This window comes from Alkalicoccus halolimnae, assembly GCF_008014775.2.
Taxonomy (GTDB): Bacteria; Bacillota; Bacilli; order Bacillales; family Salisediminibacteriaceae; genus Alkalicoccus; species Alkalicoccus halolimnae.
Genome location: NZ_CP144914.1, coordinates 1,951,408 through 1,977,580, shown reverse-complemented (window position 1 = coordinate 1,977,580; position 26,173 = coordinate 1,951,408). Strand labels below are relative to the sequence as shown.

Genomic DNA, 26,173 nt, shown 5'->3' with positions numbered 1-26,173 from the left:
TTATGACGAAGAAAGAGGTAACGGTACCAATTGAAGGTATGACGTGCGCCGCATGCTCCTCGAGAATCGAAAAAGTCCTAAATAAACAGGAAAGCGTAGAAGCCACAGTTAATCTAACGACTGAAACGGCAAAAATCTCTTATGATGATGAGCGTAAAAGTTTCGACGATATAAAAACAAAAATTGAAAAAACGGGCTATCAAGTCGGTAAAGAAACGCTGGGCTTTCAAATTGAAGGCATGACCTGCGCTGCGTGTTCGTCGCGAATCGAAAAAGTTCTTTCAAAAACTGAAGGAGTACAGAAAGCTTCCGTAAATCTGACCACAGAAGAGGGCTATGTTGAGTATGAAGCAGGGAATATAGATGAGCAGACAATTTTTAAAAAAGTACAAAAACTTGGATACGAACCGAAACGAAAAGAAAGCAGTTCTGCAAGAGAAGAAAAAAAAGAAGAAGCATATAAAAAGCAGCGATTTTTGTTTATATTCTCTTTAATCTTTTCTGTGCCTTTATTTTTTACGATGATTGATCACTTCTATCCGCAGCAGATGCTGCTTCCTGCATGGCTGATGAATGGATATGTGCAGTGGGCACTTGCAACTCCGGTACAATTTTATGCGGGCTGGCAGTTTTATAAAGGAGGATGGAAATCTCTCCGTGGCGGAAGTGCCAATATGGACGTACTCGTGGCGATGGGAACATCAGCAGCATACTTTTATTCCGTATATTTGATTGCTGCGGGGGAAATGAGCTTTTATTTTGAAACAAGTGCGGTTATTATCACCCTTGTTCTTCTCGGTAAACTTCTGGAAGCAGGAGCGAAGGGAAAAACGTCGGAAGCAATAAAAAAATTGATGGGGATGCAGGCAAAAAAAGCTCTCGTTATCCGGGAAGGGACGGAACAGCTTGTTCCTATAGAAGAAGTAAAAGAAGGAGATACAATCAAAGTGCGGCCGGGTGAAAAAATACCGGTAGATGGAACAGTTACGAACGGAGTAACCTCTGTAGATGAATCGATGCTGACTGGAGAAAGTGTTCCTGTGGATAAAATGGAAGGAGATAGTGTAACAGGAGCAACGATCAATAAACATGGAACAATCTCTTTTCGTGCAACGAAAGTCGGTAAAGACTCTGCACTGGCACAAATCATCCGTGTAGTAGAAGAGGCACAGGGATCTAAAGCTCCAATTCAGCGGATGGTCGATGTAATTGCCAATTATTTTGTGCCGGCAGCCTTTTCTGTCGCGGTCCTGTCCTTTTTAGGATGGTACTTTATCGCGGGAGCTTCTTTTGAAGTTGCGCTGATTAATTTTACAGCGGTTCTCGTAATTGCCTGTCCCTGCGCTCTTGGTCTCGCTACGCCTACTTCGATTATGGTTGGAACCGGGAAAGGCGCAGAGAACGGAATTTTATTCAAAGGAGGCCAGTATTTAGAAAGAGCCCACAAGATTGATACGATTGTTCTCGATAAAACGGGAACATTGACAAAAGGGGAACCGGAAGTAACGGATATTATTACTGTGCCGGGTTTTGACGAAAACGAATTTATCAGTTTGACAGCGGCAGTTGAAGCAGGATCTGAACATCCTTTGGGACAGGCGATAGTGAAATATGCTGCTTCCAAAGGGAACACCACTCAGGAAGTGAATAAATTCGAAGCCGTTCCGGGTCACGGCGTTAAAGGTGTTCTGTCAGGGAAAGAAGTGCTCATAGGTACGAAAAAGTTAATGAAAGAAAACGGGATTGATACTTCTCCTCTAGAAAAAGATGCAGAAAATCTGGAAGCTGATGGAAAAACGGTTATGTATGCTGCTGCAAACGGAAATTTAATTGGAACTGCAGCAGTAGCAGACCAGCTGAAAGATTCTTCCGCCTTGGCGGTTAAAGAACTGAAAGATCTGGGATATCACGTTGCTATGATAACCGGTGACAACAAACGAACCGCAGCGGCAATAGGCAGAATGGTGGGAATTACTACCGTTTACAGTGAAGTTCTTCCGGAGGACAAAGCGTCGATCGTAAAAGAATTGCAGGCTCAAAATAAAAGTGTCATGATGGTGGGAGACGGTATTAACGATGCACCTGCTCTGGCTGTAGCAGATATCGGTGCAGCTATCGGCACCGGTACCGATGTAGCAATGGAAGCTGCAGATATCACTTTAATGAATGGAGATCTGCGTACGATTCTGCAGACGATTCAATTAAGCCAGAAAACAATGCGGAATATTAAACAGAATTTATTCTGGGCATTTGTTTACAACTCTATCGGAATCCCAATTGCGGCTTTAGGATTTCTCGCTCCATGGGTAGCCGGTGCAGCAATGGCATTTAGTTCGGTTTCGGTTGTCAGTAATGCTCTGCGGCTTAAACGTGTAAAACTGACTGAACTTGCTCAGGCCGTCAAATAATTTAAGGAGGTTATATTTTATGCAGAAAGAAGTAATTCAAGTAGCGGGTATGACATGTGGTCACTGTAAGCAGGCTGTAGAAGGTGCAGCTTCCAGCGTGAAGGGTGTTTCCCGGGCGGAAGTTGATCTGAAAGCAGGAAATGTTACAGTGGAGATGGAAGAAGGTACTAATATTACAGAGATAAAAGAAGAAATCGAAGATCAGGGATACGACATTAATTAATTCACACTGAAAAAGCTGTTTTCCCCTTTATGTGGAAACAGCTTTTTCTAACGGAAAACAAGAAAAAAAGCGTACATGACTTTCTTTACCTATGCTATACTGACTGTGGGTGACGAAGATAGAGGGGGATGTTTATGTACGCCGTTTTATTTGGTGTGCTGGCAGGAATAATGGCCGTCATTGCTTTATTAATAAGAATGCGCTCCATGAAAAAGCCGGCGACAGCAAGAAAAATATTAATACCTCCGCTGGCCATGTCGACAGGATTTTTAATGTTTCTTTATCCTCCCGTCCAAGAGATAACCTGGATGGAAGTAACAGAAGCATTTACAGTCGGATTAATATTTTCAATTATTTTAATAAAAACATCGTCTTTTGAAATAAGAGACGATAATGTTTATATGAAAAGATCGAAAATTTTCCCGTTTATTCTGCTCGGGCTTTTGTTGATCCGCCTTGCTTTTAAGCTGGTTTTTGGTATTTATTTTGAATATGAAGTTCTGGCTGGAATGTTTTTTATCCTCGCTTTTGGAATGATTCTTCCGTGGAGAATCGCTATGTTTATAAAATTCAAAGAAGTCGAGCATCAATTAAAGACAAAAATGAGACTTAAAGAAGCTCATGCATAAAAAAGCTGCGTGCCCTTTTAAAACGGGAACGCAGCTTTTTTCATGTACAGGTGAAAGAGAAAACGCATCACCCGGGAAATCAGGAGGACTGTTCAAAATACGGTTCATATGGAGTAATGTCAATATTTTTCTCTGAAAGCTTTTTCCGCAGGAATTTGTGGTCTCTTTTAGGTGTGGCGGCAATGTAACCTTTAATAATAAGTTCTTCTGAAAGCTCCCGGGCATTTTCTTCAAGTGCATACTGGCTTATTTTACCTGCAATCTTATGTTTAGCAATGTCGCGGAAGAGTTCCGGAACCGGTTCGACAAGTTCATTTAGAAACACTTTTTTATCTTCCGTCCATAAAGGGAGAGTCTGCTCAATGTAATATTCCTGCCAGTCCAAAATGGATCTGCCATCTTGTTTGGGCAGCTTTTTAAGAAATTTTCGAAACATGAAATAGCCGCCGATCGCTACAAGCACAAAAAACAATACCGACCAGATCATAATAAACCACATAAATAAATCTTCCATTCTGCTTGCCCCCTCGCTTCTTCCTTTCATTTTACGATAGAGTAGATAATAAAAAAAGGATTCGTGTCCTGATTATTGAAAAATAAGGCTCTTTTAAAGACGGGGAGATATTCCCTTTCTTAATTTAAGAGTTCTGCTCCTTCCCACTAAAAGCGGAATTAAAAAAAGCCGGCAGCTGCCGGCTTAAAGATTCGTTATTGGCGGGATCGTGTGGGAATCGAACCCACCGGAGACGACACGCGCCTCCCAAAAGGCTTTGAAGGCCCAGGTAAGCACCAGCTACACATCCGATCCCATAGCACGACTTCTATTATAATAGACGTCTATAGAGAATGCAATTCATTTGTAAAGCTCGAAATAATTCCCGTTATCATATAAAATGGCGCTAGGGAACAGGAGGGAACGTTAATGAAAAGATACTATACAATTGGTATGGCAGGACATATTGATCATGGAAAAACAACGCTGACGAAAGCATTAACAAATATGGATACTGACCGTTTAAAAGAAGAAAAGGAAAGGGCAATATCTATTGAGCCCGGCTATGCCCCGCTGGTAATGGGGGAGGATATGGAAGTTTCTGTAGTGGACGTTCCAGGACACGAAAAATTCATTCGGCAGATGATTGCTGGAGTAGCAGGGATTGATGCTGTTCTGCTCATCATTGCTGCGGATGAAGGTGTTATGCCTCAGACGAAGGAACATCTGCGGATTCTTCAATTGCTCGGAGTAAAGCAGGGAATGATTGTATTTACAAAAGCAGAAGGACTGGAAGAAGAAATGGAAGAGCTGCTGAAAGAAGATATCGAAAGCTATGCGAAAGATACTTTTCTGGAAAACAGTCCGGTCTATTTTGTAGACAGCATCTCCAATAGAGGAATAGAAAACCTCAAAGAAGATATTCATATGATGCTTGAAAAAACAGAAGAAAGAAAACCGGGAAGTTCCTTCCGTATGCCTATTGACCAGTCATTTACCGTTAAGGGACAGGGGACGGTAGTGAGGGGCACTGTCTTTAATGGAAAAGTAGAGGAAGGCGATGTACTGAGACTTCTTCCGCAGCAGAAAGAGGCGAGAGTAAGACAGCTCCAAGTGCACCACGAGAAACGTACTTCGAGCAGAGCCGGGCAGAGAACAGCACTCAATCTTGGAGGGATTGAACATACAGAGATTCACCGTGGCGACGTGCTTGTTAAAGGGAGCTATCCTGTAACAAAGACAATCGATGTTGCGTTAACGCCGGTCGATCTTTACAAGTTGGAGCTGAAGCAGCGTTCACCGATTAAAATACATATCGGCACGTCGGAAATTTACGGTACCATTGTTTTCTTTGATCGAAATTCACTTCTCCCTGGAGAAACAGACACAGTTTTGTGTCAGATCCGTCTTGACGAGAAAGTGGTAGCGGAAAGAAACGACAGATTTATTCTCCGCCGGCCGACGCCGGTCGAAACAATTGGAGGAGGAACAGTAATCGATCCTTACGGAGAAAAATATCGTTTTGGATCGGAAACGATTCAAGCGCTCGCTAAAAAGAAAGAAGGAACTCCGGAAGAAAGAATAATTTTTCTTCTTGAAAATGACCTTTCCCTTACGACAAAAGAGCTGGCTGAAAAAACATCTTTGTCCGGGGAAGAAGTGAAACAATTTGGTGCAGAGAGTGAAAAAATCAGGGAGCTGAATGGATGGTGGGTGAAAGAAGAAGAAGTAGTGCTGCGTCTTGACGATCTATTAAATAAACTTTACGCATATCACGAAGAATTTCCGCTGCGGCCGGGCAAAGATATCGCGGAACTTTTAAAAGAAATTCCTCACCGGGAAGAACCTGCCAGACTTCTTATCGATCATTATGTAGAAAGACGGAAAATAATGAAACGCGAATCCTATGTGTCGCTTCCTGACTATACTCCCGCTTATCCAAAAGCATGGGCAAGGAGAATGGAGCAGGTAGAACAGCGAATTACAAAAGCGGGAATAGAAGTTCCAGACTTTTTTGAGACATGCCGGGAAGCTGGTTTAAAAGAAACAGAAATCATGGAACTGCGCAGTTTTCTGCTTAGGACTACAATGACTGCACTGGATGAAAAACACCTTATCAATAAGTCAGAGGTGGAAAAGGCGGCTGTCCGGATGCGTGCAGCTTCAGGTGAAGCCTTTACACTTCAGGAAGCTAAGCAAGAACTGAATTTATCAAGAAAATATCTCGTGCCGCTTCTTGAATTATTCGACAGAATGCAGCTGACGAAACGAAGTGAGAATAAACGCATATGGAAATAGTGAGAGGAGCCTGCTGAGACTTCCGAGGTTCAGTTAAGTAAAAAGCCTGCTGCGAAGAAGAAAGCCTGCACCTTTTAGTAATTAAAATGCCATCATGACAAACTCTGTCATGATGGCTTTTGGTAGTCTAAATAGATACTTTAAGCAGTGCAGCACTGCATAGATAACTGTATGAGCACAATTTACTTTGTTTTTTAATGAAAAGAGAGAAGCTCTTTATAAACTGAGACATTTCTTATATTTACAGAGGGGTGTGGTTAACATAAATGGTTTTGTCATTTTTTTCGGAAACCGTTCCAACTATATGAGCTCCGAACTTCGTTTCTTTCATATCTTCTACATAATTTCTGGCATCTTCATAAGGCATGCTGATAAGCAGACCCCCGGAAGTAATCGAATCAGCTATGCTGAGCTTTTCGTGCTCTTCCATCGTCGAGGCATACTCTACAAGGCCTTCAAGCCAGGAGACATTTTCTTTTGTTCCTCCAGGGATAGTCCCGGCTTTTGCAAGTCTGGAAGTACCATTTAAGAATGGGACAGCATTGAAATCAAATGTGAAGCTGACATCGCTCCCGGAGGCCATTTCGTACCCGTGACCAATCAGGCCGAACCCAGTCACATCTGTTACTGCATGCGGTTTGTATGCCTCGAGTTTTTCCGCAGCCTCCTTATTTAAATGCGCCATCGTCTTTGAGACAGCGTCTATTTCCCGTCTGGAAGCTTTATTAAATTTAATAGCGGTTGTCATTATGCCGACGCCGAGAGGTTTTGTGAGGACAAGAGCATCACCTGGCTGTGCACCGATGTTTTTGAAGATTTTCTCCGGATGCACAAGGCCTGTACAGCTGAGACCGAATTTCGGTTCAGGATCATCGATGGAATGGCCTCCGGCAATCACCGCTCCGGATTCTTTCACTTTGTCTGAGGCGCCTCGCAGAATTTCCGCTAAAACCTCAGGCGGATGTTTTTTAATAGGATAGCCTACGATGTTGAGCACTGTGGCAGGTTTACCACCCATTGCATAAACATCACTCAGGGCATTAGCCGCGGCTATCTGACCAAACATATATGGATCATCCACGATTGGTGTAAAATAATCCACAGTCTGGACAAGGGCAATTTCATCGGTCAGTTTATATACTCCTGCGTCGTCAGCAGTATCAATGCCTACGAGCAGATTTTCATTACCGCTGTCTTTTGGTAGATGACGCAGAACCTGCGTCAAGTCGGCCGGGCCGATTTTACACCCTCAACCGGCTTTTTTAGTCATGGCAGTCAGCTTTTTCGGGCTGCTGAGTAACTGGTTTTTCATCTTTATCATCCTCCTTCCCCGTCATTATACCTTCTTAATTGACCAGAACCAAACGATAAACTAAAATGAACGCATGAGAACAGGGAAGGAGTGGGATAAGTGAAAATTAAAATTGAATTTTGCATGCAGTGAAATTACGCCCCAAAAGCTGCGAGTTTCGCAGAAGAAATCTTTAGTGAACTCCGCCATGAAGTAGAATCTCTTGATCTTGTTCCCAGTTCGGGAGGAGCATTTGAAGTATATAAAAATGGTGAAAAAATCTATTCCAAATTGGATGCGGGTACTTTTCCAAAGGTCGAAAATATCATTAAAAAATTAAAAGATTAATACCTCTGCCCCGTAGTGTTTTAAATAAATGCGGGGCAGTTTTAATAAGGTGAATTCGACAGAGTTCCTATTCTGACTTATAATAACAGCATATAAAACGAAAAAGGAGCGGATCAATGTGTTAAGTAAAATTATTAAATTACTTTTGGTAGTCGGCCTCGGATTATATTCTTATGGTCTAGCAGAAGATGAAAAGAAAAGAAGGCAGCTGACTTCCACGTGAAGAATAAAAAGGAAACTTCACCACTAAGGTATCTCCCGCCTGTACATGAAATCCTTCAACATGAAAATATACAGTCGATCAGCAGGGAAAAAAGTTTTCCTTATCGGTATGTAAAAAAAATTATTCAACAGGAACTCCTTAAAGTAAGGAAAGCACTGGAGCAAGAAAGGATCACGATAACTTCAAGAGAGGAAGCTGTCGATCAGCTTATTCAGCAGATCCTGCCCGTACTGGAGAATTCCATTTACAATCTGCGGCCTCTTGTCAATGCTACAGGGACCGTGCTGCACACCAATCTAGGGAGAGCCCGACTCAGCAGAAGTGCAGCGGAACACGCAGTTAATATTGCCACGAGCTACAGTAACCTGGAATATGACCTGGAGGAGGGGAAGAGAGGATCGAGACTTGCTTCGGTGGAAGGGCTGCTTGCGGAAGCTTCAGGTACAGAAGCAGCGATGGTGGTTAACAATAACGCAGCAGCTGTTTATTTTGTCCTCGCTGCTTTCGCAAAACATAAAGAAGTAATCGTATCCCGGGGGGAACTGGTGGAAATCGGTGGTTCGTTCCGGGTTTCTTCTATTATGGAAGAAAGCGGTGCTTCTCTCGTAGAAGTGGGCACAACCAACAAAACGCGGTTAAGTGATTATACCCAGGCAATTTCCGAACACACTTCGATGATAATGAAAGTTCATACAAGTAATTTTTCGGTTGTAGGCTTTACGGAAAGCGTCTCCTCAAAAGAATTAAAGGGAGCTCTTAAGAAAGAGAACCAAAGGGATATCATTTTATTTGACGATCTCGGCAGCGGTTCGCTTTTTCCATATGAAAAAGAAGGAATAGGAGAAGAACCTTTAATTAGAGATGCTTTAAACAACGGAGCGGATTTAATTTCTTTCAGCGGAGATAAGCTGCTCGGTGGTCCACAGGCCGGCGTCATTGCCGGACGCAGGGATTTGATCAGCAAACTGAAAAAGCATCAGCTCGCAAGGGTGCTGCGGCTGGACAAAATGACCCTGGCAGCTCTTGAGGCAACACTCTTCGACTATGTGTATGGAGATGATGTGAAAGAAAGTAATCCCACTGTTCGCGATATTATGAAAAACGAACAATATATGATGAAAGTTACAGAAAACAGGATCGCACAGCTTGCTTTAGAGGAGGTCTCTGCAGAGATGGAGCCGTCTTTTTCCAAAGTCGGAGGAGGAACAATGCCTCTGGTAAATCTGCCCGGACCTGTAATGAAAATAAGGAAAAGAGGTTGGAATGCCGAAGCTGTAGAGGTGTTTTTCCGCACTCAGCCTTCTCCGGTCATCGGCCGTATTAAACAAAACGATTATTATCTTGATATGCGTACGGTTAACGAGGAGGAATGGGATTATTTAAAGACTGTTATCAATCAGCTTGATAAAGAAGAAATCCAGTGACTGCCTTGTAAAGTATTCGCTTTCAATGCATAATAAACCTGACGGATAACTGGCAGCATTTATGAAAAAGGTTTTAGACAATTGGCTGAATGTATTATATGATTATACAAGAGGAGGGAATTACATATGACAAATGAAAACGAAACACTTTACAATTCCAAACGTACTTTTGATGTTAACAATGATACGTATACTTACTATGACCTGGCTGCAATTGATGAAGCCGGCGTAGGTAACGTAAGCAAACTCCCGTATTCGATAAGAGTTCTTCTTGAATCACTTCTTCGTCAGTACGACGGACGTGTTATTAAAGAAGAGCATGTCGAAAACCTGGCAAACTGGGGTACGGATAAGGTGAAAAACATCGATGTGCCTTTCAAACCATCCCGTGTCATTCTGCAGGATTTCACCGGTGTTCCTGCAGTCGTAGACCTGGCCTCCCTGAGAAAAGCGATGTCTGATCTCGGCGGCGATCCGAAAGAAATCAACCCTGCAATCCCGGTTGATCTTGTAGTGGACCACTCTGTACAGGTGGATGAGTTCGGTTCACCTAATTCCCTGCGCCGCAATATGGAGCTGGAATTCGAAAGAAACCTTGAGCGTTACAAATTCCTTAACTGGGCTCAAAAATCCCTGGACAACTACCGTGCCGTTCCGCCGGCTACAGGAATTGTCCACCAGGTGAATCTTGAATATCTTGCAAACGTCGTTCAGGAATCGGAAAACGGCAGTGGAGAAAAAGTAGCTTATCCGGATTCCCTGGTCGGTACGGATTCCCATACAACGATGATCAACGGTCTTGGTGTGCTTGGCTGGGGTGTTGGTGGTATTGAAGCTGAAGCGGGTATGCTGCAGCAGCCTTCCTATTTCCCTGTTCCGGAAGTAGTTGGAGTGAAGCTCGATGGGGCTCTGCCGGAAGGCGCTACGGCAACAGACCTAGCTTTGAAAGTAACACAGATGCTCCGCGAGAAAAATGTCGTTGGTAAATTTGTAGAATTCTTTGGTCCCGGCCTTGCTGAAATGACACTGGCTGATCGGGCGACAATTTCCAACATGGCTCCTGAATACGGAGCGACGGTCGGATTCTTCCCTGTAGACGATGAAACATTAAATTACATGCGTTTCACAGGGCGCAGTGAAGAACTGGTAAAGCTGGTTGAGTCCTACACGAAGGCTAACCATATGTTCTATACACCGGGCGGAGAAGACCCTGAATTCACACAGGTAGTCAATCTGGATCTCGGTTCTATTCAGCCGAACCTCGCAGGACCAAAGCGTCCACAGGATCTTATCGAGCTGAAAGACATGAAAAAAGAATGGCAGAAAGCTCTTACGGCTCCTGTAAGCAATAAAGGTTTTGGTCTTTCCCCCGAAGAGGTTGATAAAGAGGTGGAAGTACAGCACCCGAACGGTAAAAAATCTATTCTTAAAACAGGTTCTCTCGCTATCGCTGCTATTACAAGCTGTACAAACACTTCGAACCCGCACGTTATGCTTGGTTCCGGCCTCCTTGCTAAAAAAGCTGTGGAAAAAGGACTTGAAGTTCCTGATTACGTTAAAACAAGTCTTGCTCCAGGTTCGAAAGTAGTAACGGGCTATCTGGAAAATGCCGGACTGATGGAATATCTGAATCACTTAGGCTTCAATCTAGTCGGATACGGCTGTACCACGTGTATCGGTAACAGCGGACCGCTTCCTGAAGAAATTGAAAAAGGCATTGCAGACAGTGACCTTACCGTTTCTTCCGTATTGAGCGGAAACCGGAACTTTGAAGGACGGATTCATCCGCTTGTGAAAGCGAATTACCTGGCTTCACCTCCGCTGGTAGTAGCCTATGCACTTGCAGGTACTGTTGATATCGATTTCTACAATGAACCAATTGGACGTAATAAAAATGGAGAAGACGTCTATTTCAGTGAAATCTGGCCTTCAAATGAAGAAATTCAGGCTGCAATGGAGCAGGCTGTGGATCCAAAGCTCTTTAAAGACGAATACAGACGCGTATTTGATGATAATGAAGAGTGGAATAAGCTGGATACCCCGGAAGGAGATCTTTACAACTGGGATGAAGAATCCACTTATATACAAAATCCGCCGTTTTTCGAAAATCTGTCCCCTGAACCGGAAGATGTTAAGCCGCTGAGCGATCTTCGCGCTGTAGCAAAGCTGGGCGATTCTGTTACAACTGACCACATATCGCCAGCAGGTGCGATTGCTAAAAACAGCCCTGCAGGAAGATTCCTGATAGATAAAGGTCTCAGCCCTGCCCAGTTTAACTCTTATGGGTCCAGACGTGGAAACCACGAAGTAATGATGCGTGGAACTTTCGCCAATATCCGTATTAAAAACGAACTTGCACCTGGTACAGAAGGCGGGTATACGACTTACTGGCCTACTGGCGAAGTAATGGCAATCTTTGATGCCTGTATGAAGTATAAAGAGAATGATACAGATCTTATTGTGCTTGCAGGCAAGGATTATGGAATGGGAAGCTCTCGTGACTGGGCTGCAAAAGGTACTAACCTTCTTGGTATCAAGACAGTCATTGCTGAAAGTTTCGAAAGAATTCACCGCAGTAACCTTGTATTAATGGGCGTCCTGCCCCTACAGTTTAAAGAAGGGGACAGCGCTGACTCGCTTGGACTGAAAGGAACAGAGCATTTCGATGTCCATGTTTCCAATGACGTTCAGCCGCGGGATATGGTAACTGTTAAGGCAACGGACAAAGAAACGGGAAAAGAAACTTCTTTTGAAGTGCTCGCGCGTTTTGACAGTGAAATCGAAATTGATTATTACCGTCACGGTGGAATTCTGCAGATGGTACTTCGTAACACGCTTCAAAAATCATAACAAAATTTAATAATTACAGCTCTTAAATGATATGGTCTTTCCGAAAGTGGAGGACAAATTTCACAGAGCGAATGAAAAAGAGCTTTGCACTGATCAACAGTGCAAAGCTCTTTTTATGAAAATCTGTAAAATGAAATTATCGATCAGCTTTTTGAAGCTGCGCCTGCCTTTTCAATTTTCTTCAGCCAGAATTTATAGCCTGCGTAGACAATAAGCAGGAAAAGCGTATAGATCAATACCATATAAATAAGTTCACCAGGATTGACTACAAAGGTATGGCCTAGGAGAGCAAAAAGAGTCATGGAAGGAATTTTTCCGATCGCTGAAGCCAGTCCGTACAGGAGGAAAGAGACACGGCTCAAAGCAGCATAGGCATTTATAATAATCGAGGGGATAACTGGGATCATTCTTAAAATGGTGATCGATAAGAACGCGTTACGTTCGAAAAGGACTGTCAGCTTCCGGGTGGCAGTGTATTTAAATAAAAGTTTCTGACCGGACTTTTCAAATCCTCCGTATCGGATCAGCAGAAAAAATAAGAGCGACGCAAGCGTTGAACCTGCCCAGATAATTACTGCTCCTGATGGTCCGTAAGCTGCTCCAATAACACCACCGACTAATGGATATGGAATCACCGGAAAAAGGGACATCAGAGTAGCTATGGTCACGGTCAGGAGCACATACTGATCCCCGTAGATTTCAAGCCATAAAAGGAGAGGCTGATGATAGAACCATAAAAATAAAATTGTGAATGCAGTAAAAATGATAACAATAAGCTGCCTTGGCATAAAATAATCTCCTTTGGTTAATTCACTCATATTATACACATCTTCGGAGCGGGCCCACAATTAGAATGCGCTTTTTAAGAAGCTTACCACAATTTTATAACTAGAAAGGGTATATATTTTTCCCGTGATTAGTATCGACTATTTTTCGTTTTATTATGTATTATGAGAGAATGAATACAACAGAAGCTTCATGGGTAAAGGTATTTATATTTTATTATGGAAACAGCTGTATTATCTTCAGTTATTTATCCGATGAAAAGTGCTTGTCAATTGGTGCGGTATCGGAGCAGGAGGAGAAAGCTGAAGGCAGGCCGAAGCGGAGCTGCCTACTTTAATCAACAGCGGACTTTAAGAGCGCATATTTTAAAAAACATATTTTATTAAGAAACCTCTTCTGAATTTCTATGAGAAGAGCTCCAGACAGGTATTCTGTCTGAAGAGAGTAACAATGTCAGCTTTACTTTTTGAGTGTCCTAAAGTAAACGGAGAATGCGCTCGACGCGAAGCTCGACTTAACCAGAACGTGAAAAAAGGAGGATCGGGCTATGGAACAGAATCTATCCTATCAATCATGGAATGAGCAATTAAAGGAAATAAAAGAAAACTCTTTTTCTGAGCTGGATGAAGCTTCTATTATGCGTGCCATTCAGCAAATGGACAGCGAAGAAACTTCTAACGAGTGGAAAGCCGCTGCAGCAGCCGCAAGGTATGAAAGAAAGCATAAGCGTGATGAAAGAATTAATGAGCTCCTGAAAGAAATTTTAAAATCAGGAGAACTTTCCAATTATACCTGCACCGTGATCATTCATATCGCTGAAAAAGAGATGGATATCACCTGGTTTGAATTCGGCTTCCCGAAAATAAGGGAAACGGATCACAGCCAGGGTAAAAAGAAAAAACTTGCTGTTCTGGAAGATATGCTCACAAAAGCCGTTAGTCAGGCGGATTATTTTTTGGAAATGAAAGAAGTTGTCGACAAAGCATGTCAATCTCCTTTGGATATGGACACTCAGGAACGTGTAAGTTACTGGGTACGTCTGCTTCCTGAATTGAAAGAGGTTCTTCTTGAAGCGAAAGCAGATGCCTCGGCCTACAAAGAGACTATTACGGGTATTTATGCATCCAAAGAAAAAAAGAAGAACCTAGATCAAGCTGTGCAGAAAGTGGAGGAGTTAACAGAGCAGTGGGAGTATGCCTCAGCAGAAGAAAATGCAGAAAGTGAAGCTCTGCAAAAGCTCTCCCGGATGACCGGCCTTACGGAAGTAAAGAAAAAAGTAGAGCAGTATTACTATTATCTTCAATATGAAAAGGAAAGAGGCAGAGCGGGTCTGCAGGTCGGCAGCGGCCAAAGCCTTAATATGATTATTACCGGCAATCCTGGAACTGGAAAAACTTCCATTGCCCGCTTAATTGCAGAACTATACTTTCAAATGGGGGTACTCCCGGAAAACAACTTTGTTGAAGCCGACCGATCCCGATTAGTCGGTGCCTACGTAGGACAGACAGAAGAAAAAACGAAACAGGTAATCGAAGAAGCGTCCGGAGGTGTCCTGTTTATTGATGAAGCCTATGCGCTTAAAAGAGAAGGCTCCCAGGGGAGTGATTATGGGCAGGCGGCTGTAGATACGATCGTTTCCGCTATGACGAGCGGCGAACATGCTGGTAAATTTGCTGTTATCATGGCTGGTTATCCGGACGAAATGCGGCATTTCTTATGGAGTAATCCCGGCCTGAGAAGTCGTTTTCCGACTTCCAATTACATTGAACTTCCTGATTATACGATGGATGAACTGCTTTCCATAGGGGAAAAAGCTGCTTTGGATATGGACTTCACTCTTTCAAAAGGGGCCGTTACGGAGATGAGAAAACGTCTGGAAAAAGAACAGGTCGATGAAAGCTTCGGCAATGCTCGGGCTGTCCATCAGATATTGAATGAAGCTGTGTTTAAACAGGGAGCAGCGGCTGCTTTTAACAACAGCATAACTCAGCATAAAATGACGGTTCTCGAAAAAGAAGCTTTTGAAACCGAGGATTCTACCCATGCTAACGAGCCGCTTGAAGAGCTCGAAAAACTGATCGGCCTCCGCTCTGTAAAAGAAGAAGTAAAACAGCTTTCTTCTTTTGTACAAATTCAAAAACAGCGGGAAAATCATGGGCTTCCTTCTGTTCCCATTCAGCTGCACGCTGTCTTTACAGGTCCGCCCGGAACAGGGAAAACAACAGTGGCAGCTATTTACAGCAGAATACTTAAACAGCTTGGATTATTAAAAAGGGGTCATCTCATCACTGCAGGAAGAAGCGATCTTGTAGCTGGTTACACGGGCCAGACCGCGTTAAAAACAAAGCAGATTATCCGCAGAGCACTAGGGGGAGTGCTGTTTGTAGATGAAGCTTATTCTCTCCTGCAGGGCACTCAGGATTTCGGAAAAGAAGCAGTGGATACCCTCGTAGAAGAAATGACCAAGCATAATGAGAATCTGGTAGTTATTCTGGCAGGCTACGAAGCACCAGTCAAAAAACTGCTGGAAAGCAATCCCGGCATCGCTTCGCGATTTAAAAAACAGATACATTTTCCTCCCTACAGCCCGGAAGAACTGCTCGCTATTCTGGAATTGTATATCGAGGAATATGGATACGCTATGGAAGAAGAAACAAGAAATATGCTTTATAAAACTCTTGAAGTAACTGAAATTAACGGCAACGGCCGGGCAATGAAAGACATGGTAGAAGCAGCCATACAAGTGCAGGCTTATCACCTCGTACACGGAGCAGATAAAAGAGAAAACCTGAAATTACTAAAAAAAGAAGATTTTGCTTTATTAATGGAGGGAGAAGATGATTACGGAAACCGTGGAAATTGATGTCCGTTATGCAGAAACAGATCAGATGGGTGTTGTTTATCATGCTAATTATTTGATTTGGTGTGAAATAGGCCGCACAAGCCTGATGGGGAAACTTGGCGTCTCATACTCAGCTATGGAAGAATCAGGCGTCCTCGCACCGGTAACAAATGTAAATATGAATTACAAAGCGCCGGCACGATACGGAAGGAAAATGTATGTTACTACCTGGATTGAATCGTATACAGGGGTGAGAGTCACTTATGGATATGAAATATCAGACGAAAAAAATAATCTATGCATGGATGGAACGAGTGAACACGTGCTCGTGGACAAAAAGAACTTCCGGCCGTTATCTATGAAAAAGCATTTCCCTGAGTGGCATGCACTGTATTGGACGAACCAAAAGTGACTTTTTTCATTTTTAAAAGGAATCGTGGTATATTTATAAATAGATATTTATAAATGAGGTGAGGAAATGGCTTTTGGGGTGACAAGAGCAGAGTTAATCCATTGGCGCAGGAGAGCGGAAAAAGGCAGCGTAGCCTTTCTGACTCACTTCTGGCTGGACGCCCGATTTCCTGAATATAAAACTGTAACAAAAGCGGCCTGCAGCGACAGAGAAACATTAATCAGCTGGGGAAAGCAGCACGGATTAAAAGCGGACTGGATTCATACAGACAGTCATTTCCCCCACTTTGATTTAATTGGAGAATCAGAAAGAAGAATACTGGAATTAGAAGGAGAATCGGCAAAGCTGGAAGAGCTGCACCGCCGCCTCAGAGAAAAAAATTCCAACTACGAATAGAAAGGATGTTAGTATGCATAATCTTCAGAAAGAAATTATTTCCTCTTTGGAAGTTAAACCTGAAATCGACGTACAGGAGGAAATCCGTACGAGAGTGAACTTCCTTAAAGCCTATTTGAAAAAATCAGGAGCAAAAGGGTATGTAATAGGTATTTCCGGGGGACAGGATTCCTCTCTGGCAGGTAAACTTATCCAGCAGGCAATTGATGAACTGAATGAAGAGGAAGAAGAAGGGGAATACATGTTCTGCGCCGTTCGACTGCCCCATGGAGAGCAGGCGGACGAAGAAGATGCTCAGAAAGCACTTGATTATATCAGTCCCAATAAAACAGTGACTGTGAATATCAAGCCGGCTGTGGATGCTTCTGAAAGCCAATTCAAAGAAGCTACGGGAGAAGATTTAAGCGACTTTGTAAAAGGAAATACAAAAGCCAGGGAGCGTATGAAAGTTCAGTATGATCTTGCTGCCCACTATGGGCTTCTTGTTGCAGGAACCGATCATGCTGCAGAAGCGGTCACCGGTTTTTATACAAAATTTGGTGACGGAGCCTGCGATGTAGCTCCTTTGTTCGGACTTAATAAACGTCAGGGAAAGATGCTGCTTAAAGAACTTCAAGCTCCGGACGTGCTCGTTTCAAAAGTGCCTACAGCTGACCTCGAAGACGATCAGCCTCTTCTTTCTGATGAAGAAGCGCTTGGTGTCAAGTATAAAGAAATAGATGAATACCTTGAAGGAAAAACGATTAAAGAAGCTTCGAAGGACATTATTGAAAGCAAGTACCGTCAGACAGGTCATAAACGCGAAATGCCGGTTACTCCTCACGATTACTGGTGGCAGGCATAATGTCCAGAGCAGATCTGCACATGCATTCCACTGTCTCTGACGGTGGATACGATGTGCCCGCTCTTATAAAGAAATGTGCAGAAGCAGGCCTCACAGTTATATCTTTAACGGATCATGACAGTACAGACGGGGTCGAAACTGCAGAAAAAATGGCAGAATTTTACGGTATAAAGCTTATTTCCGGAATTGAATTATCAACCCGTTTTCATGGCCAGAGCGTGGACATACTCGGATATGGCATAGATATCTGCCATCCCTTTCTCCAGGAAAAACTTCAGTTTCACAGGGGAAAACGTATCGACAGGATGCAGAAAATGATCAATCTATGCCAGGAAACAGGGTTGGAAGTAACATTTGAAGAAGTGGAAAAGGAAGTAACAGGTGTAACTTTTTCGCGTCCACATCTGGCCAATGTTTTAATAAAAAAAGACTATGGAACAACCGTTCAAGACATTTTCAACAAGTATATCGGTTACGGAAAGCCGTGCTATGTTCATAAAGAAGATGAAATGTCCCCTGAAGAAGCTATGGAAATTATCCACCTTTCCGGAGGTGTTGCAGTAGCAGCCCACCCGGTTTATTATGATATTGATGAACACCTCACGAGCTGGCTTAAAGAAAAAAAGCTGGATGGAGTGGAAGTATATCATCGGGATCACGATGAAAAAAACCGGAAGAGGTTTAACAAACTTGTAAGTGAAGCAGAAAAAAGTACAGGTATAAAGTTTTTTCGTACAGGAGGTACTGATTTTCACCATGAATCCTACGGACGCTCCGGAGAAATTATCGGAGGTGCGTTGCTGCCTTATGAAGAAGCCGTGTTCCTGCAAACTTATTTATCGAGCCGCTGAAGGGGTGATAACATGAATCAGTCAAACATTGATTTTAATAAAGATCTATTACACGTCTATTTCCAGCCGGTCATAAATGCAGATAAGTACGAAGTAGTCGGATATGAAGTATTCGGTGAATCGGGAAAACCGGATAATTTATCGGAAGAGCATGCATGGGAAAGGGACAAGCAGCTTTATATTACAGCGGTAAAAAAAGCATTGAAAATGGATTATAAACCCCGGCTGTTTTTCAACATACGGGCTGCTGTCCTCGGCCCTCTGGATGCTATAGAAGAACTTCTTGAGCTGTTTACAAAACTTGAATCTGAAGGGTGGAGCAGAGAAAATACGGTTTTTGAAATTAATGCGGGCGATTATGAAGGCACACTGCAGGAACTGACCCATATTCTGCTTTATTTAAAAGCCTGCGGTTATGATGTTTCTTTGGATGAGGTAAGAGTAACTGATACCCATCTCGATAAATTTTCTGCTCTGGAACCAACGTTAATCAAGGTCGATGTGTCTGATCTGCAGGAGACTTCTGCTTACTATACATATAGTGAGATACTGGACACTCTGGCCTTTTTCGCAAGAAAACTGGGTACGACGCTTCATTTTACCGGGGTAGAAAATTCCCATCAGCTTCACATGGCATGGAGAAACGGAGGAAGATATTTTCAGGGTCCACTTTTCGGGGATCCGGCTTTTGAAGGAATCCATGTGGATTCACTAAAAAGCAAAACAGAAGAACATATTCATTCCTACATTGATATGCATCAACGCTCTCTGAAAAGGCAGACGGAGCTTTTATCAACGATGGACCGGGAAGTAAAAGCAGCCTGGTCGAAACATACCTCTGTTAAAACGCTTATGAAAGCACTGGTAAATACGTTTCATGAAGAATCATTTCGTATGTATATGTGCAATCACTATGGCTACCAGCAGTCTGTCAACTGGACTAAAGACGAATTTGGCATATGGAAAGAAGATCCAGGAGCCGAAGGGAAAAACTGGAGCTGGCGCGTGTATTTTCTGGATCATGTGATGGAAATGCAGTTTAATAAAAATGGTATGCTTTCAGATAAATACCGGGATATTGAAACGAATGAGATCATTAGAACATACTCTTTCCCGCTTACGAAAGATCTTTATTTATTCATTGATCTCGATCCTATATATTTATATAAGAAAAACTGGTTTTCCTGACAGCCGGTTCAAATAAAGGAGGCGGTGCTTTTGCAGTCGCCGTCAGTTTGGAAATTGAAAGGAACACTTTTCTGCTTTCATGCATCCATGACGATTATTATCAGCTATCTGCCTGTTTATTTTCAAAACCTTGGACTTTCACCGGCTGAAATCGGTATTTTGCTTGCAGTCGGCCCTGCTGCTGCGATCTTAGCTCAGCCTTTCTGGGGATTTATGAGCGATCGGTGGAAAACGGTAAAGCGTATATTGCTGTTATGCTTAACAGGGGCTCTTTTAGTTGGGTATTTTTTATTTCAGCTTTCAGAATTTTTCTTTATTATTCCAGTAATTTATATGTTTTTCTCCTTTCTTTCTCCGGCCGGTGGTCTTGGAGACAGCCTTGCCCAAAAACTTTCAGTAGAAAGAAATGTTTCATTTGGAAGTATACGAATGTGGGGATCACTTGGATTTGGTTCAGCATCTCTTGCAGGAGGATACATACTCAGCTGGATAGGTATTGAACATATTTATGCTGTATTCGCTGTATTTTTGTGTTTTGCTCTTATCTTTGCTTTTAACACCCCGGACAGCATTCCCTCGAAACGTCCAGTTCGATTTTCCGATGCGCTTCGGCTTAGAAAAGATAAAACGCTGCTTTTGTTTCTGGCTTTTATTTTATCGATCAGCCTTACCCACAGGATGAATGATTCATTTATGGGGCTGTACATTGTAGAACTGGGCGCGGATGAATCTGTTATCGGAATGGCCTGGTTTATAGGAGTATTCACAGAGGCTGCAATGTTTGCTTTCAGTGTATACTGGATGCGCCGCTTTCATCCGCTAACACTTATCGCTATTGCAGCAGCAATTTATCTTCTGCGCTGGATATTGATGTTCAGTGCCCCGGGTCCAGGATTTCTGCTTGCCGTACAGGTAACTCACGGAATGGCCTTTGCCATTTTTTATCTTACCGGCTTTCAATTTATGGGTAGACTTGTTCCTAAAGAATTGGAATCAACCGGACACTTGATATTTATATCGATGTTTTTCGGCGTCTCCGGAGTCGTTGGTTCTGCTCTTGGAGGTTTTATTATTAATGCAGCAGATGTAAAAACGCTTTATCTGGTAATGGCGTGCATCGCCTTTTTCGGATTCTTAGGAGCGCTTCTGTACCGATTTAAATTTAAATCATTATACAGTATGTAAACAACCGCTTCGGATTTTCCAAAGCGGTTGTTTTGGATTGTTTTTCTTCCCGGGATGGACAGGGTATAATAGAAAATAGAAACGGGGAATGTCTCGATGGGGAAATGGCTGAGCTTGATCATACTTATTGTGCTGGCTGCTTTTCTCGTAACACAGTGGGAAACAGTGAGTCAGCTCAGGCGGGAAGACGTAACTTATTTCACAGAAGTTCTCTTTCCGTCGGCAGGTTATCAGCTGCTTTTGCTTACGATACCTCTGCTGATTGCCCAGAATATCTTCACTGTCTTTCCGGTTATTATTGTTATTATTATTCATTTCATTGCTTATGGAGTATTGGAGGGATTTTTATTCAGCCTTATTGGAACTACGCTCGGAGCCGTTTTTTGTTTTTATCTGGCCCGTACATGGAGTAAACAAAAGGTCCGGCGGTTCTGGGAAAATAAAAGCAGAAAATGGAAAAAAGCGGCTTTCTACATTGAAAATAATGGAATTGAGGCTATGATTCTCTTAAGAAGCATTCCAATCATGCCTAGTAATGTTATCTCTGTCTCTGCAGCATTAACTCCAATGACGCTGCCCACCTATCTTTTCGGAACTATACTGGGCAATATTTCTATGATCTGGGTGCTGGCCCTGCTGTCATACCCTCTATGGACAGACGGAAACTTCCCGTTACTGTTCAGCGTATGTTATGGGATCTTTCTTTTATTTCTAGGGGCCTATATTGTTTCAAAAGTTTCATCAGAATCCCGCCCATGAAAAATAATGGGCTGTCCACGGTTTTTTCAGTTTATATAAGCTGCCGGTTGGAAGATCATCCGTAATTAATATCAAGCATCACAGTTCCTGATTAAGGAGGAGTTACACATGGTGGAAATAGCGGCAGCAATTCTATTTATCATTGCAGCAGCAGTTTACTTCTCAGGGAAAAAAAGAGCCTCAACAAGAGCGCCGCTTCATGCGGACAGAATATACTCTCCTGCAGCTGCAGCCCGTCTTCTGAATTACAGTCTGACGAGCAGACATTTAACAGCGATGCTTCTGCACCTGACTTTAAGCGGCGTACTTGGAGTAAAAAAATCAGCAGAAAAAACAGTGCTTTACATTCGAAAGGAAGAGTCGCTTACCTCTCATGAAAAATATTTTCTTGATTGGATGTTTTACGAGGTAGGAACCGAAGGAGAATTCTGTTTTGAAGACGTATGGCTTTTTACGGAAAAAAGCAGAGGAAGAGCAGACTTTGCTGAAAAAATGGAAAATTGGAAAGGATTCGTAGAAAGAGATCTGGAATTAAAAAACGTAATAATGAAAAGTTCCGGAAGTGCATGGTTTCTATCTGTAAGTGGAATTCTTCTCTTTGTCGGAGGCGGGGCAGTGATATTTAATAATCCTTTCTCTACTATAGCGATGTGGACGGGAGGAGTGCTTCTTGTGACAGCCGCTTCAAAGTGTAAATGGCTGACGGCTTTTGGGGAGGAAGAAAAACGGAGATTGCAATCCTATAGGAATTATTTAAGTATTTATACTCCGCCCCAGCGGAGTATTGAAGAACTCACAACTGATTATGTATTTGCATTGACATTTGGTCTCGAGGAGGACTTTGAAAAGGAATATCCGCTGAAAGAAGCTTCCGAAATCCGCATAAGACAGGAGAATTTTCCTCTGTATATGGCTGCACCCGGAACAGCTTATATCCTTATAGAGGAAGAAAACTTTCCGGGTGATGCAGAAGCTGTTTTTACCCGGGCATTGGACTTAACCCTGCAGGAAGGACAGGATTTTACCAATCCCGACGGAACGGACTCCGGGTGAGACTGGTACGCCAGGCTGCGAAACGGTGCATAACAAGATGGTGTAGAGCAGCCTGGGTACTAAGATACAAAAACCAGGGAAGAGCCGGCTTATAATGAGTAATTGCCGCATAAATAACGCCTGGTTTTACACCGGACCTTACAAACCAGAGACGTCCCCTGTTCCGCTGACTGTGGTGGGTCATTAAACCACCGCAGATAACCCAGGAACTGACTTCCTCCGGCATCTGTTTTTCCTTTTCTTCACATAGTTCCAGCAGCGGAATCCGGAATAAAGAAAGGCGTACGACGTTTTTTGACTTTTCGGAAACAATTATATGCTTTGTCCATACCGGAAGAAAACGGAAGTAGCTCCGTGCTATTTTCTCTGCGCTCGTCAGGGATTTTTCATTCCATACCTGTACGGAAGTTACATGTTTTCCTGCTTTCAGCTTTGACCTGGATTCTTCCCGTATACGATTTACGATAAGCGTAGTATGAAACTTGTCCGTCCAGTGCCTGAAAAGTTCGAGAAGAAACGATTCCTGTATGACTTCTTTACCCTGCTGGTAAGCATCATTAGTAGTCAACGGTAATTCAAGTGTGATTTGCGTATACTGCTCACATACTCTTTTAATGGCCGAAGGAGTTAACCGCAGATGACCGGGCTCCAGACTTGCATGCAGCCGCAGATAATCAGTATTCTTCTCAAGTTCTGCCGGGTATTCATTTTTGTAAATATAAACTTTTCCTTTCATGGGAGGCCCTCTCTTTCATTCCGTGATACACTTTTATTAAATCCTTTTTGATTGGAGGCAAAATATGAAAACGTTCCGATTATGTTCACTTACCATTCTCTTTGACGAAGCTCCCCAGGAAGACAAACCTATAAAGGGGAAAGAAATACCGCTTCGAGATGGATTAATAATTAATAAAGAAGAAGCGGAAAAAAACTGGCTTCTGGAAGCTGTTGTTGATAAAGACTGGCTGCCATTTTTTGAAGACTATCTTCATAAGCAGCAGCCGCTCATGGCTGAAGTCACAATTACAAAACGTACAAATGATCCCGCTACCCTTTATAGTGAAATAAAAGCTGTTCATGAACTGGATGAGCACCTTTCTGTGCATATTGAAGGACGTATAGTTGCAAAAAGAGAAGATTTATCTGATATGCTTCTCCGCAATCTTCTTGATGAAGGGTATAAGGGAGAAGCATTATATGAAGAATACCGCCGACGTAAAAAAGACCGGGGCAGAGCTATTCAAAGCATATTATCCAATGCCTACGAACAGGCCAGGGAACAGGGCCTGACAGAAGAAGACCACGATTAACAAGCCCTCCTCTGCAGTGTTTCCTCTGTTTCAATTTAAAGTCGCTTTTTCAACATGTCCGGTTACAAAAACATATATAAAAGTGCAATCTTTTTTCGAAAGGATAGCAGTGCCGGCGTCTGTAAGCAATTTTTGAGGTGATTAACAGGAAACTTCATCAAATTTTCGAGTATAGAAGGAATTGATTTGTTCTGTTCAATATATAAACGGGGAGAGGCCGGTTCTTCAGGTTGGAGAGCCGGCATTTATTTTAACTTGTAGTTTTAGAGAAGGTGAATTAAAATGATTCAGAAAGGAGTGAGCATGCGTGCTACATAAAAATAATTTTTTATTAATTTTAGCCGGAAGTCTTATTACGTTATCTGCCTGCGGATCAGGTAATGAAGCAGCGGATGGAAGCAGTGCAGAAAACAGCAATATTAACAGCGAGGAAGCAGACACAAATGAAGAAAATAAGGACGAGTCAGAGGCGGCTGCCGAAAATGAAGCTGAAGCGGGCGGGGAGGAGATGTTTTACCCGCAGATTGATGGGGATAAAGAAAATTACCCTCGAGCTTTAATTGAAACGAATATGGGGGATATTGAAGTGATTCTTTTCCCTGAACAGGCGCCGCTCGCAGTGGAAAACTTTCTTACCCATGCCGAAGAGGATTATTATAACGACATAATTTTTCATCGTGTGATTGAAAACTTCATGATTCAGGGTGGAGACCCAACTGGGACGGGAAGAGAAGGTGAAAGTGCATTTGGAGAGCCATTTGAGGATGAGTTTGATCCTGCCGTGGCACATTTCAGGGGAGCTCTTTCTATGGCGAACAGCGGACCAGACTCAAATGGAAGCCAATTTTTCGTGGTTCAGGCAGATAATTCTCAGATTTCAGAAGAAATGTTCGCCGAAAGCAATTTTCCTGAAAAAACGGTAGATCATTATCTCGAAACAGGGGGGACACCAAGTCTGGATTTTCGTCACACTGTCTTTGGGCACGTGACAGAGGGAATGGATGTCGTAGATGAAATAGCTTCTGTGGAGACTGGTGAAGCAGATAAACCGGATGAAGATATAGTTATTGAAAACATTGAAGTGATTCAAGGTGTTCAGGAATAAAAGCTGAATTAGACATAAATAAGAAAGAAGGCTCCGGGACCCGGAGCCTTCTTTGCTTATGTAGGAACGTTACTTTGCGTTGTCTTTAATCATGTAAAAAATAAACAGAGCAAGAACAACAAAAGCTAAAATGGTAAAGACAATTTCACTAAATCCGATTCCTCCTTCTCCATTTCCGTTACCATTTTCGGCTGCAAATACAACGGCAGATGGCACAGTCAGGAAGAAAAACGCAATCACTCCCGCAGGTAATAACTTGTTAAGCATGAACATAGACCTCCAATTCTACTTGCATATCACATATATTATAAAATGAATCGGCGGGAAGTGCAATTGAAAACCTGATAATACTGGAAAACGTTTATAGATTGTGACCCAGATTAATCCAGAGACAAGCTGAACGGAAACATCGAAAGCTTCATTTACGAAATGCCATTGATAAGAGGTTTTTCTTCAAAATATAAAGAAAGCGGAAATTGCAAACCTGTATTAATACAGGTTTGCAATTTCCGCTTGCAGAGAGGGGTAATTTGAGAAGAAGCTGTTTTCAGCTGTTTATTATAAATTTTTAAAAGCAAGTATTTAATTAGTTTTTGAAAAAAAGACTGTCATATAGGGTTAAATACCTAAAAAACAGAAAAATAAGTGTATTCCGAAAATTATTATACAAAAGGGTTGTTTTTTTGGAACTGTTGTAATACAATGAACTCATCTTAAAAATATGTGGAGGGATTTACTAATGATGATGTCTAGCGTTGAATTTTTCCGGAACCTGCCGCCGAAGCAATGTACGAAGTGTGGAAATACGTTGGATGAAATGCACGAATCTTATATTCAGAAATGCGATGAGTGCGAACAGGAGTCCAGAGTAGCGAACTTATAAATAATTGTTTGCAAGCTTCCGGGAATCATCCCGGAAGCTTTTTCTGTGCAGGTTAGTATAAAAAACCATAGTAGAAGTGGAAGTCATTCTGTGTCCTACCTGTACGAGTTAGTTTTCTGATTCAGGAATTTTCGTACCTGGACATCATTTCTATCTAAATAAGACGTTAGAATGGACAAAATTACTAAGAAGTTGGCTTTTACAGTTTCCTTGTAAAAACCTGCTGTGTTATGGTTTTTAAATTAACATCTGTTGGAACTGAGGAGTTTATACCCCGGTAAAAGCAAACTTACCGGTGGTTGTATTCAAATTTCCAGAAGGTTTCAGAAAGCTGTTATAAAGTGGACTGTAACTAAGGTGATCCTTTAAAAT

General features: G+C 42.5%; 23 protein-coding genes, 1 tRNA gene and 1 pseudogene. 19 read left to right on the top strand and 6 right to left on the bottom strand.

Annotation, left to right across the window (positions count from 1 at the left end):
* Window positions 1-2: 2 nt before the first annotated feature.
* The 3 genes from FTX54_RS09005 (at window position 3) to FTX54_RS08995 (ending at window position 3,260) form a co-directional block, all read left to right on the top strand.
* Entirely contained in the window at window positions 3-2,408 is a 2,406-nt protein-coding gene (locus tag FTX54_RS09005) for a heavy metal translocating P-type ATPase (protein ID WP_147802269.1), read from the top strand.
* Window positions 2,409-2,427: 19 nt separating this feature from the next.
* Window positions 2,428-2,631, top strand: coding sequence for a cation transporter (locus FTX54_RS09000; protein WP_147802268.1), 204 nt, complete (start codon window positions 2,428-2,430; stop codon window positions 2,629-2,631).
* A gap of 134 nt (window positions 2,632-2,765) precedes the next feature.
* Window positions 2,766-3,260 carry a CcdC family protein gene (locus tag FTX54_RS08995; protein ID WP_147802267.1) on the top strand — a complete coding sequence of 165 codons (495 nt, stop codon included), beginning with the start codon at window positions 2,766-2,768 and terminating at the stop codon, window positions 3,258-3,260.
* Window positions 3,261-3,339: 79 nt separating this feature from the next.
* Here the strand turns inward: FTX54_RS08995 and FTX54_RS08990 are convergent, their stop codons facing one another.
* A complete protein-coding gene (locus tag FTX54_RS08990) occupies window positions 3,340-3,774 on the bottom strand; it encodes a DUF2621 domain-containing protein (RefSeq protein WP_147802266.1) in 435 nt (144 codons plus the stop codon).
* A 198-nt stretch (window positions 3,775-3,972) separates the two neighbouring features.
* Window positions 3,973-4,069 (bottom strand) — tRNA-Sec (locus FTX54_RS08985).
* A 113-nt stretch (window positions 4,070-4,182) separates the two neighbouring features.
* Between FTX54_RS08985 and selB the strand changes: the two genes are divergently transcribed.
* Window positions 4,183-6,051, top strand: coding sequence for a selenocysteine-specific translation elongation factor (gene selB / locus FTX54_RS08980; protein ID WP_147802265.1), 1,869 nt, complete (start codon window positions 4,183-4,185; stop codon window positions 6,049-6,051).
* A 241-nt stretch (window positions 6,052-6,292) separates the two neighbouring features.
* On the opposite strand, the gene selD is transcribed toward selB, so the two are convergent.
* Window positions 6,293-7,321, bottom strand: a complete 1,029-nt coding sequence (gene selD / locus FTX54_RS08975; RefSeq protein WP_422387432.1) for a selenide, water dikinase SelD — start codon at window positions 7,319-7,321, stop codon at window positions 6,293-6,295.
* A 186-nt stretch (window positions 7,322-7,507) separates the two neighbouring features.
* Here selD and FTX54_RS08970 point away from each other — a divergent pair.
* The 3 genes and pseudogenes from FTX54_RS08970 to acnA all read left to right on the top strand — a co-directional run.
* Window positions 7,508-7,690, top strand: a pseudogene (locus tag FTX54_RS08970) (Rdx family protein); the annotation flags it as partial.
* A 219-nt stretch (window positions 7,691-7,909) separates the two neighbouring features.
* Window positions 7,910-9,337, top strand: a complete 1,428-nt coding sequence (gene selA / locus FTX54_RS08965; protein ID WP_147802263.1) for an L-seryl-tRNA(Sec) selenium transferase — start codon at window positions 7,910-7,912, stop codon at window positions 9,335-9,337.
* A gap of 126 nt (window positions 9,338-9,463) precedes the next feature.
* On the top strand, window positions 9,464-12,187 hold the full coding sequence (gene acnA, locus FTX54_RS08960; RefSeq protein ID WP_147802262.1) for an aconitate hydratase AcnA: 2,724 nt from the start codon (window positions 9,464-9,466) through the stop codon (window positions 12,185-12,187).
* 143 nt (window positions 12,188-12,330) lie between these two features.
* On the opposite strand, the gene FTX54_RS08955 is transcribed toward acnA, so the two are convergent.
* Window positions 12,331-12,975: a VTT domain-containing protein gene (locus FTX54_RS08955; protein ID WP_147802495.1), complete on the bottom strand. Its 645-nt coding sequence runs from the start codon at window positions 12,973-12,975 to the stop codon at window positions 12,331-12,333.
* A gap of 545 nt (window positions 12,976-13,520) precedes the next feature.
* Here FTX54_RS08955 and FTX54_RS08950 point away from each other — a divergent pair.
* From FTX54_RS08950 to FTX54_RS08910, 9 genes are all read left to right on the top strand, one after another.
* A complete protein-coding gene (locus tag FTX54_RS08950) occupies window positions 13,521-15,836 on the top strand; it encodes an AAA family ATPase (RefSeq protein ID WP_147802261.1) in 2,316 nt (771 codons plus the stop codon).
* The gene (locus tag FTX54_RS08945) at window positions 15,811-16,227 is read left to right on the top strand and encodes an acyl-CoA thioesterase (RefSeq protein WP_147802260.1); all 417 of its coding nucleotides are present in this window, start codon (window positions 15,811-15,813) and stop codon (window positions 16,225-16,227) included. Before FTX54_RS08950 ends, FTX54_RS08945 begins: the two co-directional genes overlap by 26 nt.
* A 66-nt stretch (window positions 16,228-16,293) precedes the next feature.
* Entirely contained in the window at window positions 16,294-16,623 is a 330-nt protein-coding gene (locus tag FTX54_RS08940; RefSeq protein WP_246125534.1) for a hypothetical protein, read from the top strand.
* A gap of 13 nt (window positions 16,624-16,636) precedes the next feature.
* On the top strand, window positions 16,637-17,467 hold the full coding sequence (gene nadE, locus FTX54_RS08935) for an ammonia-dependent NAD(+) synthetase (protein WP_147802259.1): 831 nt from the start codon (window positions 16,637-16,639) through the stop codon (window positions 17,465-17,467).
* Window positions 17,467-18,318: a PHP domain-containing protein gene (locus FTX54_RS08930; RefSeq protein WP_246125533.1), complete on the top strand. Its 852-nt coding sequence runs from the start codon at window positions 17,467-17,469 to the stop codon at window positions 18,316-18,318. Before nadE ends, FTX54_RS08930 begins: the two co-directional genes overlap by 1 nt.
* A gap of 12 nt (window positions 18,319-18,330) precedes the next feature.
* Window positions 18,331-19,506 (top strand): EAL-associated domain-containing protein, encoded by a 1,176-nt coding sequence (locus FTX54_RS08925; protein ID WP_147802257.1) that lies wholly within the window; start codon window positions 18,331-18,333, stop codon window positions 19,504-19,506.
* 30 nt (window positions 19,507-19,536) lie between these two features.
* Entirely contained in the window at window positions 19,537-20,691 is a 1,155-nt protein-coding gene (locus tag FTX54_RS08920; protein WP_147802256.1) for an MFS transporter, read from the top strand.
* A gap of 96 nt (window positions 20,692-20,787) precedes the next feature.
* Window positions 20,788-21,450, top strand: a complete 663-nt coding sequence (locus tag FTX54_RS08915) for a TVP38/TMEM64 family protein (protein WP_147802255.1) — start codon at window positions 20,788-20,790, stop codon at window positions 21,448-21,450.
* A 108-nt stretch (window positions 21,451-21,558) separates the two neighbouring features.
* Entirely contained in the window at window positions 21,559-22,503 is a 945-nt protein-coding gene (locus FTX54_RS08910) for a DUF2207 family protein (RefSeq protein ID WP_147802254.1), read from the top strand.
* Here FTX54_RS08910 and FTX54_RS08905 read toward each other — a convergent pair.
* Window positions 22,472-23,239 carry a hypothetical protein gene (locus tag FTX54_RS08905; protein ID WP_147802253.1) on the bottom strand — a complete coding sequence of 256 codons (768 nt, stop codon included), beginning with the start codon at window positions 23,237-23,239 and terminating at the stop codon, window positions 22,472-22,474. The two genes, FTX54_RS08910 and FTX54_RS08905, sit on opposite strands and share 32 nt — an antisense overlap.
* A 64-nt stretch (window positions 23,240-23,303) precedes the next feature.
* On the opposite strand from FTX54_RS08905, the gene FTX54_RS08900 reads away from it, so the two are divergent.
* Together FTX54_RS08900 and FTX54_RS08895 are read left to right on the top strand one after the other, a co-directional pair.
* Window positions 23,304-23,813 carry a YwpF-like family protein gene (locus FTX54_RS08900; protein WP_147802252.1) on the top strand — a complete coding sequence of 170 codons (510 nt, stop codon included), beginning with the start codon at window positions 23,304-23,306 and terminating at the stop codon, window positions 23,811-23,813.
* A gap of 307 nt (window positions 23,814-24,120) precedes the next feature.
* Window positions 24,121-24,918: a peptidylprolyl isomerase gene (locus FTX54_RS08895; protein ID WP_246125532.1), complete on the top strand. Its 798-nt coding sequence runs from the start codon at window positions 24,121-24,123 to the stop codon at window positions 24,916-24,918.
* A 69-nt stretch (window positions 24,919-24,987) separates the two neighbouring features.
* Here FTX54_RS08895 and FTX54_RS08890 read toward each other — a convergent pair whose 3' ends face one another.
* Window positions 24,988-25,185: a hypothetical protein gene (locus tag FTX54_RS08890; protein WP_147802251.1), complete on the bottom strand. Its 198-nt coding sequence runs from the start codon at window positions 25,183-25,185 to the stop codon at window positions 24,988-24,990.
* 472 nt (window positions 25,186-25,657) lie between these two features.
* On the opposite strand from FTX54_RS08890, the gene yhfH reads away from it, so the two are divergent.
* Window positions 25,658-25,801 carry a protein YhfH gene (gene yhfH, locus FTX54_RS08885; RefSeq protein ID WP_147802250.1) on the top strand — a complete coding sequence of 48 codons (144 nt, stop codon included), beginning with the start codon at window positions 25,658-25,660 and terminating at the stop codon, window positions 25,799-25,801.
* Window positions 25,802-26,173: the final 372 nt, after the last annotated feature.

Excerpts from the sequence above, each read along its gene's own strand:
- FTX54_RS08915 (WP_147802255.1), top strand. The coding sequence starts at position 20,788 with ATGGGGAAATGGCTGAGCTTGATCATACTTATTGTGCTGGCTGCTTTT.
- FTX54_RS08925 (WP_147802257.1), top strand. The coding sequence starts at position 18,331 with ATGAATCAGTCAAACATTGATTTTAATAAAGATCTATTACACGTCTAT.
- FTX54_RS08910 (WP_147802254.1), top strand. The coding sequence starts at position 21,559 with ATGGTGGAAATAGCGGCAGCAATTCTATTTATCATTGCAGCAGCAGTT.
- FTX54_RS08890 (WP_147802251.1), bottom strand. The coding sequence starts at position 25,185 with ATGCTTAACAAGTTATTACCTGCGGGAGTGATTGCGTTTTTCTTCCTG.
- FTX54_RS08905 (WP_147802253.1), bottom strand. The coding sequence starts at position 23,239 with ATGAAAGGAAAAGTTTATATTTACAAAAATGAATACCCGGCAGAACTT.
- FTX54_RS08995 (WP_147802267.1), top strand. The coding sequence starts at position 2,766 with ATGTACGCCGTTTTATTTGGTGTGCTGGCAGGAATAATGGCCGTCATT.
- nadE (WP_147802259.1), top strand. The coding sequence starts at position 16,637 with ATGCATAATCTTCAGAAAGAAATTATTTCCTCTTTGGAAGTTAAACCT.
- selB (WP_147802265.1), top strand. The coding sequence starts at position 4,183 with ATGAAAAGATACTATACAATTGGTATGGCAGGACATATTGATCATGGA.
- FTX54_RS09000 (WP_147802268.1), top strand. The coding sequence starts at position 2,428 with ATGCAGAAAGAAGTAATTCAAGTAGCGGGTATGACATGTGGTCACTGT.
- FTX54_RS08955 (WP_147802495.1), bottom strand. The coding sequence starts at position 12,975 with ATGCCAAGGCAGCTTATTGTTATCATTTTTACTGCATTCACAATTTTA.
- acnA (WP_147802262.1), top strand. The coding sequence starts at position 9,464 with ATGACAAATGAAAACGAAACACTTTACAATTCCAAACGTACTTTTGAT.
- FTX54_RS09005 (WP_147802269.1), top strand. The coding sequence starts at position 3 with ATGACGAAGAAAGAGGTAACGGTACCAATTGAAGGTATGACGTGCGCC.
- FTX54_RS08930 (WP_246125533.1), top strand. The coding sequence starts at position 17,467 with ATGTCCAGAGCAGATCTGCACATGCATTCCACTGTCTCTGACGGTGGA.
- FTX54_RS08940 (WP_246125534.1), top strand. The coding sequence starts at position 16,294 with ATGGCTTTTGGGGTGACAAGAGCAGAGTTAATCCATTGGCGCAGGAGA.
- FTX54_RS08990 (WP_147802266.1), bottom strand. The coding sequence starts at position 3,774 with ATGGAAGATTTATTTATGTGGTTTATTATGATCTGGTCGGTATTGTTT.
- FTX54_RS08900 (WP_147802252.1), top strand. The coding sequence starts at position 23,304 with ATGAAAACGTTCCGATTATGTTCACTTACCATTCTCTTTGACGAAGCT.
- FTX54_RS08950 (WP_147802261.1), top strand. The coding sequence starts at position 13,521 with ATGGAACAGAATCTATCCTATCAATCATGGAATGAGCAATTAAAGGAA.
- yhfH (WP_147802250.1), top strand. The coding sequence starts at position 25,658 with ATGATGATGTCTAGCGTTGAATTTTTCCGGAACCTGCCGCCGAAGCAA.
- FTX54_RS08945 (WP_147802260.1), top strand. The coding sequence starts at position 15,811 with ATGATTACGGAAACCGTGGAAATTGATGTCCGTTATGCAGAAACAGAT.